The 14,836-nt window shown below is 48.5% G+C and carries 16 protein-coding genes; all 16 read left to right on the top strand.

The window, feature by feature from the left end; all coding sequences use genetic code 11:
* Positions 1-28: 28 nt before the first annotated feature.
* The 16 genes from ACFO8Q_RS00295 (at position 29) to ACFO8Q_RS00220 (ending at position 14,790) form a co-directional block, all read left to right on the top strand.
* Positions 29-1,336 carry a glycine/sarcosine/betaine reductase component B subunit gene (locus tag ACFO8Q_RS00295; protein WP_380023401.1) on the top strand — a complete coding sequence of 436 codons (1,308 nt, stop codon included), beginning with the start codon at positions 29-31 and terminating at the stop codon, positions 1,334-1,336.
* A gap of 11 nt (positions 1,337-1,347) precedes the next feature.
* Positions 1,348-2,661, top strand: coding sequence for a glycine/betaine/sarcosine/D-proline family reductase selenoprotein B (locus tag ACFO8Q_RS00290; RefSeq protein ID WP_380023400.1), 1,314 nt, complete (start codon positions 1,348-1,350; stop codon positions 2,659-2,661).
* 40 nt (positions 2,662-2,701) lie between these two features.
* Complete coding sequence (gene trxB, locus ACFO8Q_RS00285) at positions 2,702-3,667, top strand: thioredoxin-disulfide reductase (RefSeq protein WP_380023399.1); 966 nt, start codon at positions 2,702-2,704, stop codon at positions 3,665-3,667.
* A gap of 13 nt (positions 3,668-3,680) precedes the next feature.
* On the top strand, positions 3,681-5,132 hold the full coding sequence (gene grdC / locus ACFO8Q_RS00280; RefSeq protein WP_380023396.1) for a glycine/sarcosine/betaine reductase complex component C subunit beta: 1,452 nt from the start codon (positions 3,681-3,683) through the stop codon (positions 5,130-5,132).
* Complete coding sequence (locus ACFO8Q_RS00275; RefSeq protein ID WP_380023395.1) at positions 5,129-5,446, top strand: thioredoxin family protein; 318 nt, start codon at positions 5,129-5,131, stop codon at positions 5,444-5,446. Before grdC ends, ACFO8Q_RS00275 begins: the two co-directional genes overlap by 4 nt.
* Before the next feature lie 20 nt (positions 5,447-5,466).
* On the top strand, positions 5,467-5,925 hold the full coding sequence (gene grdA / locus ACFO8Q_RS00270; protein ID WP_380023394.1) for a glycine/sarcosine/betaine reductase complex selenoprotein A: 459 nt from the start codon (positions 5,467-5,469) through the stop codon (positions 5,923-5,925).
* Between the two features lie 216 nt (positions 5,926-6,141).
* Positions 6,142-6,489, top strand: coding sequence for a hypothetical protein (locus tag ACFO8Q_RS00265; protein WP_380023392.1), 348 nt, complete (start codon positions 6,142-6,144; stop codon positions 6,487-6,489).
* 42 nt (positions 6,490-6,531) lie between these two features.
* On the top strand, positions 6,532-7,746 hold the full coding sequence (locus tag ACFO8Q_RS00260) for a site-2 protease family protein (protein WP_380023391.1): 1,215 nt from the start codon (positions 6,532-6,534) through the stop codon (positions 7,744-7,746).
* A gap of 161 nt (positions 7,747-7,907) precedes the next feature.
* Positions 7,908-9,791 (top strand): penicillin-binding protein 2, encoded by a 1,884-nt coding sequence (gene mrdA, locus ACFO8Q_RS00255; protein ID WP_380023390.1) that lies wholly within the window; start codon positions 7,908-7,910, stop codon positions 9,789-9,791.
* Between the two features lie 162 nt (positions 9,792-9,953).
* Positions 9,954-10,427, top strand: a complete 474-nt coding sequence (locus ACFO8Q_RS00250; protein WP_380023389.1) for a lipid II flippase family protein — start codon at positions 9,954-9,956, stop codon at positions 10,425-10,427.
* On the top strand, positions 10,363-10,584 hold the full coding sequence (locus tag ACFO8Q_RS00245) for a lipid II flippase family protein (protein WP_380023429.1): 222 nt from the start codon (positions 10,363-10,365) through the stop codon (positions 10,582-10,584). The genes ACFO8Q_RS00250 and ACFO8Q_RS00245 overlap by 65 nt, the downstream gene beginning before the upstream one ends.
* Positions 10,585-10,624: 40 nt before the next feature.
* Positions 10,625-11,455, top strand: a complete 831-nt coding sequence (locus ACFO8Q_RS00240; protein WP_380023388.1) for a D-amino acid aminotransferase — start codon at positions 10,625-10,627, stop codon at positions 11,453-11,455.
* Between the two features lie 51 nt (positions 11,456-11,506).
* Positions 11,507-12,058, top strand: a complete 552-nt coding sequence (locus ACFO8Q_RS00235; protein ID WP_380023387.1) for an RNA polymerase sigma factor — start codon at positions 11,507-11,509, stop codon at positions 12,056-12,058.
* Positions 12,055-12,777, top strand: a complete 723-nt coding sequence (locus ACFO8Q_RS00230) for a DUF881 domain-containing protein (protein ID WP_380023386.1) — start codon at positions 12,055-12,057, stop codon at positions 12,775-12,777. Before ACFO8Q_RS00235 ends, ACFO8Q_RS00230 begins: the two co-directional genes overlap by 4 nt.
* A 109-nt stretch (positions 12,778-12,886) precedes the next feature.
* Entirely contained in the window at positions 12,887-13,408 is a 522-nt protein-coding gene (locus ACFO8Q_RS00225) for a D-glycero-alpha-D-manno-heptose-1,7-bisphosphate 7-phosphatase (protein WP_380023384.1), read from the top strand.
* Positions 13,405-14,790 carry a class II fumarate hydratase gene (locus tag ACFO8Q_RS00220; protein ID WP_380023383.1) on the top strand — a complete coding sequence of 462 codons (1,386 nt, stop codon included), beginning with the start codon at positions 13,405-13,407 and terminating at the stop codon, positions 14,788-14,790. Before ACFO8Q_RS00225 ends, ACFO8Q_RS00220 begins: the two co-directional genes overlap by 4 nt.
* The last annotated feature ends 46 nt before the right edge of the window (positions 14,791-14,836 follow it).

Here is a 14,836-nt window from a genome sequence, read left to right as displayed (position 1 = left end):
AAATGCAATCTTCTGAAGGGGGAAAGTTATGAGATTGGAAATGGGGAATTTTTATGTCAAAGATGTTGTCTTTGGAGCCGCCACCTCCTTCCAAGATGGCGTGCTGACCATTCATAAAGACGAAGCGTTAAGTGTAGTTCTTCAAGATGACCATATCACCGAGGTTGATCTGGTGATCGCAAAACCGGGGGACCCAATTCGTATCACACCGGTCAAGGAGGCGATTGAACCGCGGTGCAAGGTTTCCGGCGGCGTGATGTTCCCTGGTGTACTCAATAAATTGATGCCTGCGGGCAGCGGACGGACTCATGCCTTGAAAGGCAGCTGTGTATTGGCTGTCGGAAAACGGTGGGGAGGATTTCAGGACGGTCTGATCGATATGAGCGGACCGGGTGCCAAGCAGACGATATTCTCGCAATTGATCAACATCTGCCTGGTCGCCGATACGGACGAAGAATTTGAACGATATGAGCAGCAAAAGAAAAATAAAGCTCTGCGCTGGGCAGGCATGCGCTTGGCGGAATATATCGGGAACTGTGTGAAAAATATGGAACCCGAAGAACTTGAGATTTTCGAGCTTCCTTCTCTGGATCAGCGAAGTGAAAAAGTCCGGAATCTGCCGGGCGTCGTTTACGTTATGCAGCTTCAATCTCAAATGCTTGAAAACGGTTACAATGCATTGGTTTACGGGTGGGATTCGAATCATATGCTGCCAACCTATATGCATCCCAATGAATTGCTGGATGGAGCTGTCATCTCAGGAAGTTTTATGCCCTGCTCATCCAAAATCTCCACCTATCAGCACGTTAACAATGCGACGATTAAGCGTCTGCTGAGCGAACATGGCAAGACTCTCAACTTCTTGGGAGTGATCGTTTCCAACCTGAATGTTCAGTTGGAAGAGAAAACCCGCTCCGCACTTTTTGTTCGCCAATTGGCCACCGCCTTGGGAGCACAGGGCGCCATTGTTTGCGAGGAAGGCTACGGGAATCCGGATGCGGATTTCATAGCAGTGTTTAATGCGTTGGAGGAGGCCGGCATCAAAACGGTCGGGATAACAAATGAGTGCACAGGACGTGACGGACGTTCCCAATCGCTCGTGGACTTGTCGGAAAAGGCGGATGCGATCGTTTCAACTGGCAACGTTTCACAGCTGCTGAAACTGCCACCGATGGAAATTGTGATTGGAGATCTTGAATCCCTGGCGCGGGACGGGAACTCCGGAGGTTGGGAAGGAAGCGTCAAAGAAGACGGTTCCATTGAAATGGAGAATAACGGGATGTTCTGCTCGGATGCGAACACCGGGGAGTATTACAAAACGGTAGTTGATTATTAGGGGGGTGCCGGATGAAAAGGGCCATTCATTATATCAATCAGTTTTTTGGACAAATAGGCGGGGAGGAGAAAGCCGACTACGAGCCTGACATCAGGGAAGGCGCAGTAGGACCGGGGCTCCTTCTGAAAAACCTGTTGGCCCCTGAAGTGGATCTCACTCATACGATCATTTGCGGCGATAACTTCTTCGGGTCCAGAAAAGAGGAAGCCATCACCAGAATTCTTCACTTTCTGGAAGACAAGGAATTCGATTTTTTCATTGCAGGACCGGCTTTCCTTGCTGGACGATACGGTTTTGCGTGCGCTGAAATCTGCAAAGCGGTGGAAGAAAAATTCGGAGTTCAGGTCATTACCAGCATGCACGCGGAAAATCCGGCTGTGGAAATGTTCCGCAAGGAGTTGTACATCTTCTCGGGCGGCAACAGTGCGTCCGCAATGAGAAAAGACGTACCCGTGATGGCCGATTTCGTAAAAAAGCTTGCGACAGGAGCGGAACTGGGCCCTGCCAAAGAGGAAGGATATTTCCCGCGCGGAATCCGCTTGGAGTCGTTTGTCACCCCACCGGTTTCCGGGGCGGACCGTGTCGTCGATATGCTGCTCAAAAAATTAAATGGAGAGCCGTTTGAGACGGAAATGCCGATACCACAAATTGACCGGGTGCCAATTGCTTCCCCCGCAGATTTGAGCACGGCGACAGTCGCTTTTGTAAGTTCCGGCGGGATTGTGCCTGTCGGCAACCCCGATCGTATCCAATCCGCTTCGGCAACCAAATGGGGGAAATACAACATTTCCGGGCTGGATTCTTTACAGGCGGGCGAATGGCAGACCATTCATGCCGGATTCGACCCTTCCTTTGCTAATGAGAACCCGAACGTGATCGTCCCTCTGGATGCACTGCGCGAGTATGAAAGAGAAGGGAAAATCGGCAGGATTCATGAGTACATTTATTGCACGGTCGGAACCGGGACGACTCAGGCTGACGCAAGCCGGATGGGACGGGAAATTGCCCAGCAGCTTCGCGATGCGAATGTTCAGGCGGTAATTCTCACTTCCACCTGAGGAACCTGTACTCGTTGCGGCGCAACGATTACGAAAGAAATTGAAAGGAGTGGCATTCCGATCGTACAGATGGCAAACCTGGTTTCGATTGCGACAACAGTCGGCGCGAACCGGATTGTACCTACAGTTTCCATCCCTTATCCGCTGGGGAATCCAAACGCTTCCCCGGAAGACCAGTGGAAACTTCGGAAGCATCGAGTGGGGGTTGCCTTGGAGGCACTGGCGACCGACGTCCAGGAAGCGACCGTTTTTGAAGTGAAGATCTGATGAGAGGCATGGCTGCAGTTCGGGAGAGGGGTGAGCTCAAGTGACCACCGATAAAGTCTACGACGTGATTATAGCAGGAGCAGGTCCAGGAGGAATGACCGCGGCCGTCTATACTTCACGGGCAAACATGAAAACCTTGATGATTGAAAAAGGGATTCCGGGCGGTCAGATGGTGAATACGGAAGACATAGAGAATTATCCCGGTTATGAATCGATTCAGGGACCTGAACTCTCGGAAAAAATGTTCGAACACGCAAAAAAATTTGGGACGGACTATCTTCGAGGCCATATCAAACAGATTCGAGACGGTTATCCCTATAAAACAGTGACCGTAGACGAACAAGAATTTAAGACAAAATCGGTTATTGTGGCTACCGGTGCGGAGCATCGGAAACTGGGGGTACCGGGGGAGCAGGAGTTTTCCGGCCGGGGTGTATCGTATTGTGCAGTTTGTGACGGTGCTTTCTTCGCTGATTTGGAGCTGGTGGTTATCGGAGGCGGGGATTCGGCCGTTGAAGAAGCCTTATTTTTGACCCGGTTTGCAAGCAAAGTCACCATTATTCACCGCCGGGACACATTGCGAGCCCAGAAAATCATCCAAAAACGGGCTTTTGAGAATGAAAAAATTGCATTTATCTGGAATCATCAAGTCAAAGAAATTCGTGGAGACGATATGGTTTCCGGTGTTTTGATTCAGGACACGGTGAACGGCGAGGAGTGTGAATATCCCTGCCAAGGCGTGTTTATCTATGTTGGAATGGATCCCATTTCGGAATGTGTAAAAGAGCTCGGAATTACGAACGAGTCCGGATACATTCTGACTGATGGGAACATGCGGACGAAGGTGCCCGGCATATTTGCCGCTGGTGACGTGAGGGAAAAAACTTTGCGCCAGGTGGTAACCGCTACAGGGGATGGAAGCTTGGCTGCTCTAGCTGCCCAACATTATGTAGAAGATCTGGAAGAAAAGTTGAAAGAACAAATGGTTGGTTCAAACCTCCAGTAAAGCAGGTGGTTCTATGTTTACACCGGTCATCAAAGGAACATCGAATGTGATTGTTCACACTCCCAGTTTGGTGAGGCATGGCTCGAAGCCGGAAAGAGAAATCCAAAAGGATCCCTCTCTTCTTGATAAGATCTTGGGGAATCTCAGGAGTTATGAAGAAGCAGTCGCATATCCGCCCAATCAAGTGTTTATTGGGAATCTGAGACCGAGCGGGCTTCTCGGTTTTGAGGGGCCCTGGTACAAATCAGCGGTAAGCGATGCGAAACGATTTGGTTCCAGCGGGGAAATAATGCCTGAAGACGAGTTTTACGGCTGGTTAAAAATATCAGATGAGTATGAGTTGGTTCTGCTGGAAGAAGGATTTTTGTCAGACTTGAAATTCAAATTGGAACATCATCCTTTACTCACTGCCAATGATCTGAAACGATTAGGGAATGGGGTAAGCGAAGCACTTATCGAAGAAAAAATTTCGTCAGCTCATGCGATTCCCCTTTATATCGAGAAAACGAAATTGATCGGATGCATGTTGGGGGGGCATGAAGAAGACCACAATCTCATTGCGGAGATTCTGTTGGAAAACCTGTGCAATAAGGCTTCAGGTCTTGTGGCTATGCGCCATGCACTAAAATCATTCGATATCAATCCGGAACAGATCGATTATCTAATCGGCTGTGATGAGGAGGCGGTGGGGGACCGTTATCAGCGCGGCGGGGGAAATATGGCAAAATCGATCGCCGAACTTGCGGGATGCGTGAATGCGAGCGGGTCCGACATTAAGTCGTTCTGCTGTGCTCCAACTCATGCGGTGGTTGTTGCCGCAAGTCTTGTTCAGTCTGGACTTTACAATGAAGTACTGGTCATTGGCGGGGGATGTATGGCGAAACTGGGCATGAAATATGCCGGTCATTTGAAACATAAAATGCCGATTTTGGAAGATCAGATGGGAGCCATTGCCATCCTTGTAGGCCGGGATGATGGGAAAAGTCCTGTGATCAGGCTCGATGCGGTCGGAAAACACAATATCGCTGCAGGCTCTTCTGCACAGGCGATCTACCGATCACTGGTTGTGGATCCATTGGAACGGATCGGGAAACGAATCTTGGATGTCGATAAATATGCTGTGGAAATGCACAATCCGGAAGTAACTGAACCAAATGGAAACGGCAATGTTCCGAGGACTAACTATCGGACGATTGCCGGTATGGCGGTATTAAAAGGAGAAATGGCGAAAGAGAAGATTCCGGACTTTGAAATCTCTTATGGGATGCCGGGATTTTCACCCACACAAGGGCATATTGCGGCTGCCATTCCATTTTTGGTTCATGCCAGGGAAATGATCATGAATCAGGAAATCAAGAACGCCATGTTTGTCGCGAAAGGGAGCCTGTTCCTAGGTAAAATGACAAAATTGTCTGATGGAATGTCGTTTCTGATTGAGAAAAACAAAGGGGTGAAAGTGGGATGAGGGAAGTCAACAAAGAGAATTTTGCGAGTGAAGTGATTGAATCGGAAAAACCGGTCCTGGTTGATATTTGGGGACCAACTTGTCAGCCTTGTTTGGCGCTCATGCCGCAAGTGGAAGAACTGGCAAAAGTCTACGATGAAAAAGTCAAAATCGTAAAGCTGAACAGTGCGCAAAATCGACGGCTTTGCGTTGACCTGCGTGTGATTGGGTTACCCGCTTTTCTGTTGTTTAAAGACGGCCAGGAAGTCGGACGATTGAGCAGCAAAGAAATCAGTATTCATGATGTGGAGAATCTGCTGAAAACTGCTATTTAATCAAGGGAGGAATAAGTGCTATGGTAAAAGGCAAAAAAGTATTTGTGATTGGAGAGCGGGACGGGGTCCCGGCTCCGGCTGTCGCGGAGTGTGTGCAGGCAGCAGGCGGCGAAGTTGTCTTCATGGATACCCAGTGCTTTGTCTGAACGGCTGCGGGAGCAATGGACCTGGAGGTTCAAGGGGCGTTAAAGAAAGCGGCCGAATCGTATGGGAATGAAAACGTATTGGTCATTCTAGGTTCACCGGATGCTGACAGTGCAGACATCTATGCGGAAACGGTTACGCTTGGCGACCCCACTTATGCCGGTCCATTGGCAGGAGTCTCGTTGAGGCTCACAGTTTATCACATCTTGGAAGATGAGATCAAAGCGTTGATACCGGAAACGATCTATCAGGAGCAAGTCGGTTTGGCCGAACTATCGCTGGACAAAGAGGCGATTTGCGTGACGATGAGAAACGCCCGGGAGAAATTGTTGTAAGGAGTAGCAATCAAAAGAGTTAACATCAAGAGGATTCGATGAAAAAAGACCTATACAAACCTGAAGAATGGTTTGTATAGGTCTTTTTGTGCCAAATTCATGTCCGTAACAAGTATCCGCATGAGGCATTAGCCGCGACAGGCTGTCTGGCTTCTACATATGGTGAGGTATGAAATTGATAAAGAGAAGAGCCTAAATCTGAAAGGAGGCAGAATCTTGGCACATCCATTCTACTATCAATGTCTTTCTTGCCTAAACCAGCCTGTGACAGTTCGCCTGGTAACCGGTGAAACTCATTGCGGTGTTCTTCAGCGGGTCACTCAAGAGGGCATCTATCTCAGCCCTCTACCCGGTCATGCGTCAACTTCAAAGAATCAATCAAAAGTATGCACAGCCGATAATAAAGAAAACCGTACTCCCGACGGGAAGGAAGTTTTCTTTGCACCTTTCTTCTTTCCCTTTGGTTTATTGGCTGGATTTACTTTAGGATTGGCTACGGGAGCTCTTGCCAGACCTTATCCGTATTACCCTTACGGGGGATACGGGGGGTACCCCTATTACTAGCAGGAATCGGTGCGACAGGAGGACCGTGTAGGTGAAATCTGCATGGTTCTTTTTTTTGCGGAAGAGTCGGATGGAAGAAGAGGGATTGGAGAAAATATGGTATATTTCTGGAAGAGATATGCATTCGTCAGGGTGAAAAACGAAGGAAGAGGGATTCGTTCAGTGGAGAAAAGACGCCGGTCAAACAAATGGAAAACCATTGGCGGTCTGGGAACGCTATTGGCCGCTTTCGGGGGGAAGCTTAAATTTTTGATTCCCCTTCTCAAATTCGGCAAAGTGGGGGGAACCATCTGGAGTATGGCTTTGATGGTCGGAGCGTATGCTCTGATTTATCCATGGACATTTGCCTTGGGGATTGCGATTATGCTGCTGATTCATGAAATGGGTCACGTGATTGCGGCAAGGCGAAAAGGGCTGCCTGTTTCCGCTCCCGCTTTTATTCCTTTTCTCGGTGCCATGATTACCATGAAAAAGCAGCCGGCGGACGCCGAAACCGAAGCTTATATCGCATATGGAGGGCCGCTGATCGGCACTGTGGGGGCTGTACTTGTCTTGGGAGCGGCAATGGCAACGGATTACACGCCTCTCTACGCTGTAGCACAGATCGGATTTTTCCTGAATTTGATCAATCTGCTGCCCATACATCCGCTAGACGGCGGACGAATCGTCACGGCTATTTCCCGTTGGCTCTGGGGAGTTGGACTAATAGGCGGTTTGGTTGTCATTCTCTATCTGAAAGCGATTCTTTTCTTATTGATCTGGGCTTTATTTGCATGGGAATTGTATAAAGGATATGTCAGAAAGAAGAAACCGGGAAGAGAAGCCACGATCCATCGGGAATTACCTGTGAACCGTCAAATTTTTGAGGAACTTGGGGGAATCGTTCCCGGGGAAGCTCATCGACGGGAACTGCCTTTCGTGCAATACTGCCGACTCGAGGACAAACAGCATCTTTGCACCGTCTTTTATCCGGGGGTCGGACGCATTACGGACTATCCTTTTGAACAAGGTCATATTCACAAAATCGAGTTGTACATGACGACCTGGCAGGGCGATCAAGGAAAGTTGCATATTAAAATCACTTATGATCCATACCCTGAATATCGTTATGAAACGATACGGGAAGAGGAATATTATCAAGTATCCTCGCGGACCAGAATCACTTATGGCGTTGCCTATTTCGGACTGGCGGCCGTACTCGGATGGTTAATGTATTTCACTGCTGTTTCGATCCCTGTCCCCCCGGTTGCCGGCTGAACTTTTAAAGCTGCCCAAAGTTCCGTTATGATCCTAAAAACTGGTCATAGCGGAATTTTTTTCTCCAAAATTGGTCATCGATTTTTCATAGTTTGAACACATTTTTTCGTTATAATGATAGAGGCTGTTATTGTGTGTGAAAGGAGTTTTCATAGATAGAGATGGAAAAACAATCCCAATACAACGGGCGACTCTATATTTTGTTTCTCATATTATTCATAGGTTTGGTGATCCTGCTCTTGCGGCTTAGTTTTATCCAATTGGGGAAGGCGGAGGAATTCGCAGCTACGGCAGAGGCCAATCGGTATGCCCAACAGGTGATTCCTGCTCCCCGGGGGAGATTTTTGGATCGAAGCGGTGAGGTGCTGGTTGATAACAAACCCAGTTTTACGATTCAATTTACCGGTCATGACGACAACGTGAAACAACATATCGAAAAGATAGCGGAACAATTGGTTCCGGTTTTGTCTGACGAGAAAGAAAAAATCTCGAAAGAAGATCTGATTTCCATTATGAAAGGGGAAAAGGACGATCTTCCGCCGTCGACTCCAAGAAAGTTGAAAGTAAAAGCGACAGCACAACAGGTTGCGTATGTGAAAGAACATTTGCATGAGCTGCCGGGCGTATCCGTTGTACCGGAAGCGATGCGGGATTATCCTCTCAAGACATTCGCTTCCCACGTCATCGGGTATTTGGGTCCGATCACCAGGGAGAATTGGCCGAAGTATCAAGGCAAGGGATATCGAATGACAGACAGGGTTGGCTATACCGGATTGGAGGCTCAGTACGAAGAATATTTGAAAGGAACGGATGGAGCGAACCGGGTGGAAGTAAATATAAACGGTCAGCCGGTTCATCATGATGACACCGGGGCTTATACGGAAAAGAAACCGGTTCCCGGCAACGACTTGGTTCTGACTCTCAATAAAAAGCTGCAGTTGGCAACGGAAGAGGCTTTGGCGGAAAGAGTCAACGCTCTGAAAGAAAAAACCAAGGTGAGAAATGCGGCTGCGGTCGCGATGGATCCAAATACAGGGGAAGTTCTTGCTATGGCGAGTTACCCGTCTTTTGATCCGAATCATTGGGTGAACGGAATTTCACCTCAAAATTACAAGATGTTTCAACCGGCGGAGTTTAACCACGCGGTTGAATTTCCTTATGCGCCAGGTTCTACTGTGAAAATGCTGACAACCATGGTTGGCCTCAAAGAAGGAGTTGTCAAACCGGAGGAAAGGATCTTCGATTCCGGAGTCACTAACATATCCGGATTTAAAGCCAAATCATGGAGTTCAGGGCTTGGGTGGAATAACGGCAAGGAAGCAATTGCAAAGTCCAGTAATGCCTATATGTTTACGATTGGGATGCGTCTGGCCAAGCACAATATGATTGGACAAACCAATATGAAAAATTGGATGGAACAATATGATAAGCCCGCCGTGAACAAATTCCTGCAGTACCAAAAAGACTTCGGACTTGGTGTCAAGACCGGAATCGATCTTCCTTATGAAGCGGTCGGGGAACATTATTATGGTGAATATGAATCAATCAATCTGCCATTCTTGGCGATTGGACAGAACCAGACGCGTACTCCGCTCCAACTGACCCAGTATGTAAGCACAATTGCAAACGGCGGCAAAAGAATGAAGCCGTTTCTGGTGAAAGAGATTGTCGATCCGAATCAAAATGTGATTAAGAAAACGGAACCTGAGGTGTTGAATACTGTTTCTTTCAGCCCGGAGATTATACAGTATGTACGTGAGGGCATGTGGCAGGTGACTCACGAAAAGTATGGAACCGCGTATTCCATTTTTGCAAATAAATCCTATAACGTGGCAGGAAAAACGGGAACTGCGGAAACAGGCCGGAAGACCGAAAATTATTGGTTTGTCGGATATGCTCCCTATGAGAACCCCCAAATTGTAATAGCAGTGGTGGTGCCCGAAGGACCTGTAGGAGCGCATTCCTACGAATTGTGGGGACCCATCGCCGAAAAAATGTTGGATACATTCTTTGGGGTCACCGAAGCCGACAAAACGAAAAAATAACATCTTTCTCGGAGATATATGCATATGTATATATCTCTTTTTTGTTTTTCCAGTATAATGAAATTCGCCTCCAAAAGGGATATTTTTTTCAAGAAGATTGCCGATTTCAGTGTGGTAAAATAGGGAATAGATTTCTTCTGGAATCGAACTGAGGTGCTTGAAATGATCGACAAGATCCTGCTGATCTGTGTGTTCACCCTGACGATCCACATGATTGAGACTCTGTCACATTCTGTCCGACTGGCTGGAGTTCGCGTGGGGAAGTTGGCGGTGGCCCTTTCTCTATTCAATATTGCGGCGATTGTATCGAGAACTGCCAACACTTTTCAGGCTACTTTGACCGGGGGATTGGTGGATGAAGCGAGAGTCGGTCAGGAGGCAGATGTTCTCAAGGATCAATTTCATATTATACTGGGGTCTGCATCTGTTGGAACGTTACTTGGGATGCTTTTACTTCCCACGTTTGTCGTTTTGTTTTCGCGTGCGATCGTGCATTTGGAGCGGGCGGGCTCTGTATGCTTCCGTTCTTACGACGGAATACAGTTCTACCGCACAATCCGCGTCCGGCTGGATCAACGGGCTGGCAATGATCCTGTTGGTCATCTTTGTAGATCCCAAAATCGCGTTGTTGACTGAACAGGTCATGGAAGGACGGCAGGAGCGTCGGGAAATCGATAAAATCGTTGGTTTGCTGATGTTGTCGAGATTGCTGGGAACCATTCTCGCTCAAGCGCTGCTTGTGCCGGCCGCTTATTGGATTGTATGGATTTGTCCTTTGTTTCATGTAAAATAGAAGGGTAACAGACCAGATATTTAAGAGAGGGTGGCAGACCATGATCGTTTACGTAAACGGACAATGGTTGGATGATTCTAGCGCAACCGTATCCTTTCAGGACCGGGCGTTTGTGTTTGCTGATGCGGTATATGAAGTTGTACATATTTATAATGGATCCTATTTTAAACTGGATCTTCATCTGGACAGGATGCAGAAGGGACTTGATAAACTGCGGATTCAGTCTCAGGTAAACGATCTGATCCCGGTATTTAACGAGCTGCTGAATCGCAATCCGGAAGTCAAACGCGGATCGCTTTATGTTCAGATCTCCCGCGGTGAAGCGCCTCGTGCACACGGACTGCCAAAATTAAAAGAACCGACCGTTGTGGTGTATGTCAGACCGCTTACACCGGATCCAAGGATCTGGGAGCAGGGCGGACGGGCCACTTTTGTGGAAGATTTGCGCTGGCAGATGTGCAATATTAAAACGACAGGCCTGCTCCTGAATTGCATGGCGAAAGAGGAAGCGTTGGAGCGCGGCTGTGATGATGCAATTTTTCACCGGGGTGAGATCGTAACGGAGGCGTCCGCTTCGAATCTCTTCATTGTAAAAAAAGGCACCCTTGTCACGCATCCCACAGGTCCATGGATTCTGCCGGGGATTACGCGGCATGTGGTGATTGAACTTGCCAAGACACTGGGCATTCCCGTGAAAGAGGAGCAGTTCACCAAGGATGATCTATTGTCTGCAGATGAGTTGTTCTTGACTGGAACGATGAGTGAAGTGTCGCCTTATGTGGAAGTCGATGGGAACAAAATTGGCACCGGTGAAGTCGGACCCGTGACCAAAAGAATTCAGGAAGCATTTCGAAAGGAAACGGGCATCTGAATATCCCGGAATATATAGACTATGGCCGAATCCAAGGAAAGGAGGGGCGGAATGCAGAACTTTACCGAACGGTTTCAAGAAATATATTCGGCTCACTTTCGCGATATCTACAGTTACGTAGCATACTCTGTCGGGTCGCAAAGTGAAGCGGAAGACCTGACACAGGAAGTTTTCTTGAAAGCATACCGTGCCCTCGGTTCTTTTCGCGGCGATGCGGAAGTTCGCACGTGGTTGTATGCGATCGCACGAAATACATTACGCAGCTATTTCACTCGCAAAAAACCTGCTGCCGCAGGAGAAGAAGAATTGGCGTCACTTGCATCTCCTGACTCCTCTCCCGAGCAGGTTGTAACCGATCGCGAACGTTTGGGTCTATTACAGAAAGCACTGCTGCAGTTAAACGAAACGCAAAGGACTGTCGTAATTCTTCGCAACATTCATGGCTATTCCACAAGGGAAGCCGCTCAGATTTTGAATTGCACAGAAACGAATATAAAGGTTCAATTGTTTCGTGCATTGCGTAAACTTCGCAAAATACTGGAGGTCGACCCGTCGTTTGTACTGGAAAGGACCGTTGCTTCGGAGGAGGTGAGACCGCTGTGAGCCGAAAACAGAAGCTGGATCAAGTAACGGATTTGTTGTCGTCTCTTAACCCGTTGGAACCGAGACCAGGACTGGAACAGGAGATTTTTGCAAGAATTGCTCAAGAGCCGGTTCCGGACGAGCCCCGAAAACAAAGGGACTGGAGTTGGGTTCGCTCGATCGCAGCGGTCGTCTCATTCATCGGGGCATTGATTCTCATTGGTGCTTTCTTTTATTCCGGACAACAGCAAGCGAATATGAGTGGGGCAGCAAATAATCCTGCAGGTTTAGCCGTAAAGGATTCTGCCTCAAATCAAATACCGGCAGACGCAGCGAAGGGGGCTAAAAAATCAGCTGTTCTCACATCCGATGCAGTCCCTGCTTTAAGCAGAGGAGTGAAGCTCACCCTGAAAGAACCGGCCAGTTTCAAAGATCAGGAAGAAGCAAAGCGTGTGGGAGAAGCTGTCACACCGGAAGATTTAAGCGAAATTCTGAAGGAGTTATATGACGCAGGTGCCGAATGGGTATCTGTGAATCATGTGAGGGTATCCCCGGAGGATCACGCAGAGTGGCAGGGACAATCCCTCAGTGTGAGAGGACAGCCGTTAGCTCCACCTTATGTGGTTGAGGTAAGTGGGGATCCGACAGAACTTCGGCAGGCGATTGAACGAAAAGGTTCCCGCATCGACACTCTCAAACGGGCAGCAAAGATTGATCCGACAATCGAAACGATAAAGTAGACAAACCGTGGCTTTCCAAACGATATGTTTTGGGGGCTGCGGTTTTTATTTCGAACACATGAAGATGGGGAATCGTGGTAAAGACTAGGATGTGAAGGAGGGGTTGCAGATGGGAGGAAAAGCGGTATTCCTCGACCGTGACGGTGTGATTAATGATCATGTTCGACCTGTGAACGGGCCGGATGATCTGATTCTGTTTCCCGGGGTCGGGCAGTCGATTAAGCGTTTGCAGGATGCGGGGTATAAAGTTTTTGTCGTAACCAACCAGGGGGGAGTTGGCCTGGGGTACATGACCGAGGAAGATCTCCAGCAAGTTCATAATAAAATGCTCCATGAGATCTCCAGGGATGGAGCGGAGATAGATGATATCCGGTATTGTGCACATAAGCCCCGTGCCGGGTGCGCATGCCGAAAGCCGGAGCCGGGCATGATTCACGATTTGGCTGAAAAATATAACATTGATTTAAAGCAAAGTTTTATGGTGGGAGACAGGGACTTTGATATACAGGCTGGCCGCCGGGCGGGTACCAGAACCATTTTTATCGGGAAGGGTCATGCAGATGCGGATGCAATTGCAGCAAATCTCCCGCAAGCGGTGGATTTAATCCTAAAGGAGGGAATTCCTCAATGACCGAGTTTCGAGTAGCGAAAGATTCTTTGGGAGAAGTTCGGGTACCCGTGAATGCTTACTATGGCGCTCAAACGGAAAGGGCGCGACATAACTTTCCGATCTCCGGACTTCGCTTGCCTGCCCGTTTTATCCGGGCTCAAGGAATTATCAAACGAGCGGCAGCCATCGCAAACCGGGATGTGGGAGAACTTGATCCGGAGAAAGCGGCTGCCATTATTCAGGCAGCCGAGGAAGTAATTGACGGGAAATTTAATGAGTACTTTGTAGTGGATGTATATCAGGCGGGAGCCGGAACCTCACAGAACATGAACGCGAATGAAGTAATCGCCAACCGTGCCTGTGAGCTGCTGGGCGGCAAGCGAGGGGACACGTCGCTTGTTCATCCGAACGATCATGTGAATATGGCACAATCAACGAATGACACAATTCATGTGGCTATGAATATTGCGGCTATGGAAGCCATTACCCACGATTTGCTGCCAAACATTCTTCATCTGGAAGAAGAGCTTTTTAAGAAAGCAAAGCAATGGGATTCGATCATAAAATCGGGTCGGACACACCTCCAGGATGCGGTTCCCATGCGGCTTGGACAGGAGTTCGGGGGGTATGCAAACGCAGTGAAGATGCGGCGGGAGATGCTGAAGCATGTAAGTGAGCGACTGCTGCTGATCGGCTTGGGCGGCAACGCGGTGGGAACCGGAATTAATGCCCACCCCGATTATTCGGAAAAAGCGATTGCGGAGGTAGCCCGTTTTACCAATCTTCCGTTCCGGAAACCGGAAAATTACTTTACTTTTGTGCAGAATCCGGATGCGGCGGTGGAAGTCAGCGGTCAACTGCGCTCGCTGGCAACTACGATCATGAAAATTGCGAACGATATTCGCTTGCTGTCATCGGGCCCCCGAACAGGATTGGCCGAGATTCAACTGCCGGCCGTCCAACCGGGCTCTTCCATTATGCCCGGGAAAGTGAACCCTGTATTGCCCGAAATGATGAATATGATCTGCTATCAGGTATTTGGCTGCGACATGACCGTTGCTTCGGCAGGAACCGCGTCTCAATTTGAATTAAATGTAATGATGCCTGTAATGGCTTACAATTTGCTCCACGCAATACAGATTCTTTCAACCGGAGTACGGGCGTTCACTGACAAATGCATTGTTGGCATGGAAGCGAACGAAGAACGGTGTTTATACTATGCAGAGATGAGCACCTCAGTTGCAACCGCTCTCAATCCCTTGATCGGGTACGATCGGGCGGCCGAAATTGCAAAGAAAGCATATGCGCAAAATAAATCGGTTCGGGAGATTGCCTGGGCTGAGGGAATTTCTGATGACCAACTGGCGGACTATCTGAATTTACGCGAGATGACCGGTAAATAGAGATCGCCTTGCAACAGAAAGAAGGATACACGGCAAACGCCCATTT

Origin of the sequence: Effusibacillus consociatus (assembly GCF_042652925.1) — a bacterium.
GTDB classification, from domain to species: domain Bacteria; phylum Bacillota; class Bacilli; order Tumebacillales; family Effusibacillaceae; genus Effusibacillus; species Effusibacillus consociatus.
The sequence above is the reverse complement of the archived record's forward strand: the minus strand, read 5'-3'. Positions and strand labels throughout refer to the sequence as shown.

What these genes read in the sequence shown, in the direction of transcription:
- ACFO8Q_RS00295 (WP_380023401.1), top strand. Translation starts at nt 29, where the DNA reads ATGAGATTGGAAATGGGGAATTTTTATGTCAAAGATGTTGTCTTTGGA.
- grdC (WP_380023396.1), top strand. Translation starts at nt 3,681, where the DNA reads ATGTTTACACCGGTCATCAAAGGAACATCGAATGTGATTGTTCACACT.
- ACFO8Q_RS00275 (WP_380023395.1), top strand. Translation starts at nt 5,129, where the DNA reads ATGAGGGAAGTCAACAAAGAGAATTTTGCGAGTGAAGTGATTGAATCG.
- ACFO8Q_RS00260 (WP_380023391.1), top strand. Translation starts at nt 6,532, where the DNA reads ATGGTTCTTTTTTTTGCGGAAGAGTCGGATGGAAGAAGAGGGATTGGA.
- mrdA (WP_380023390.1), top strand. Translation starts at nt 7,908, where the DNA reads ATGGAAAAACAATCCCAATACAACGGGCGACTCTATATTTTGTTTCTC.
- ACFO8Q_RS00250 (WP_380023389.1), top strand. Translation starts at nt 9,954, where the DNA reads ATGATCGACAAGATCCTGCTGATCTGTGTGTTCACCCTGACGATCCAC.
- ACFO8Q_RS00240 (WP_380023388.1), top strand. Translation starts at nt 10,625, where the DNA reads ATGATCGTTTACGTAAACGGACAATGGTTGGATGATTCTAGCGCAACC.
- ACFO8Q_RS00235 (WP_380023387.1), top strand. Translation starts at nt 11,507, where the DNA reads ATGCAGAACTTTACCGAACGGTTTCAAGAAATATATTCGGCTCACTTT.
- ACFO8Q_RS00225 (WP_380023384.1), top strand. Translation starts at nt 12,887, where the DNA reads ATGGGAGGAAAAGCGGTATTCCTCGACCGTGACGGTGTGATTAATGAT.
- ACFO8Q_RS00220 (WP_380023383.1), top strand. Translation starts at nt 13,405, where the DNA reads ATGACCGAGTTTCGAGTAGCGAAAGATTCTTTGGGAGAAGTTCGGGTA.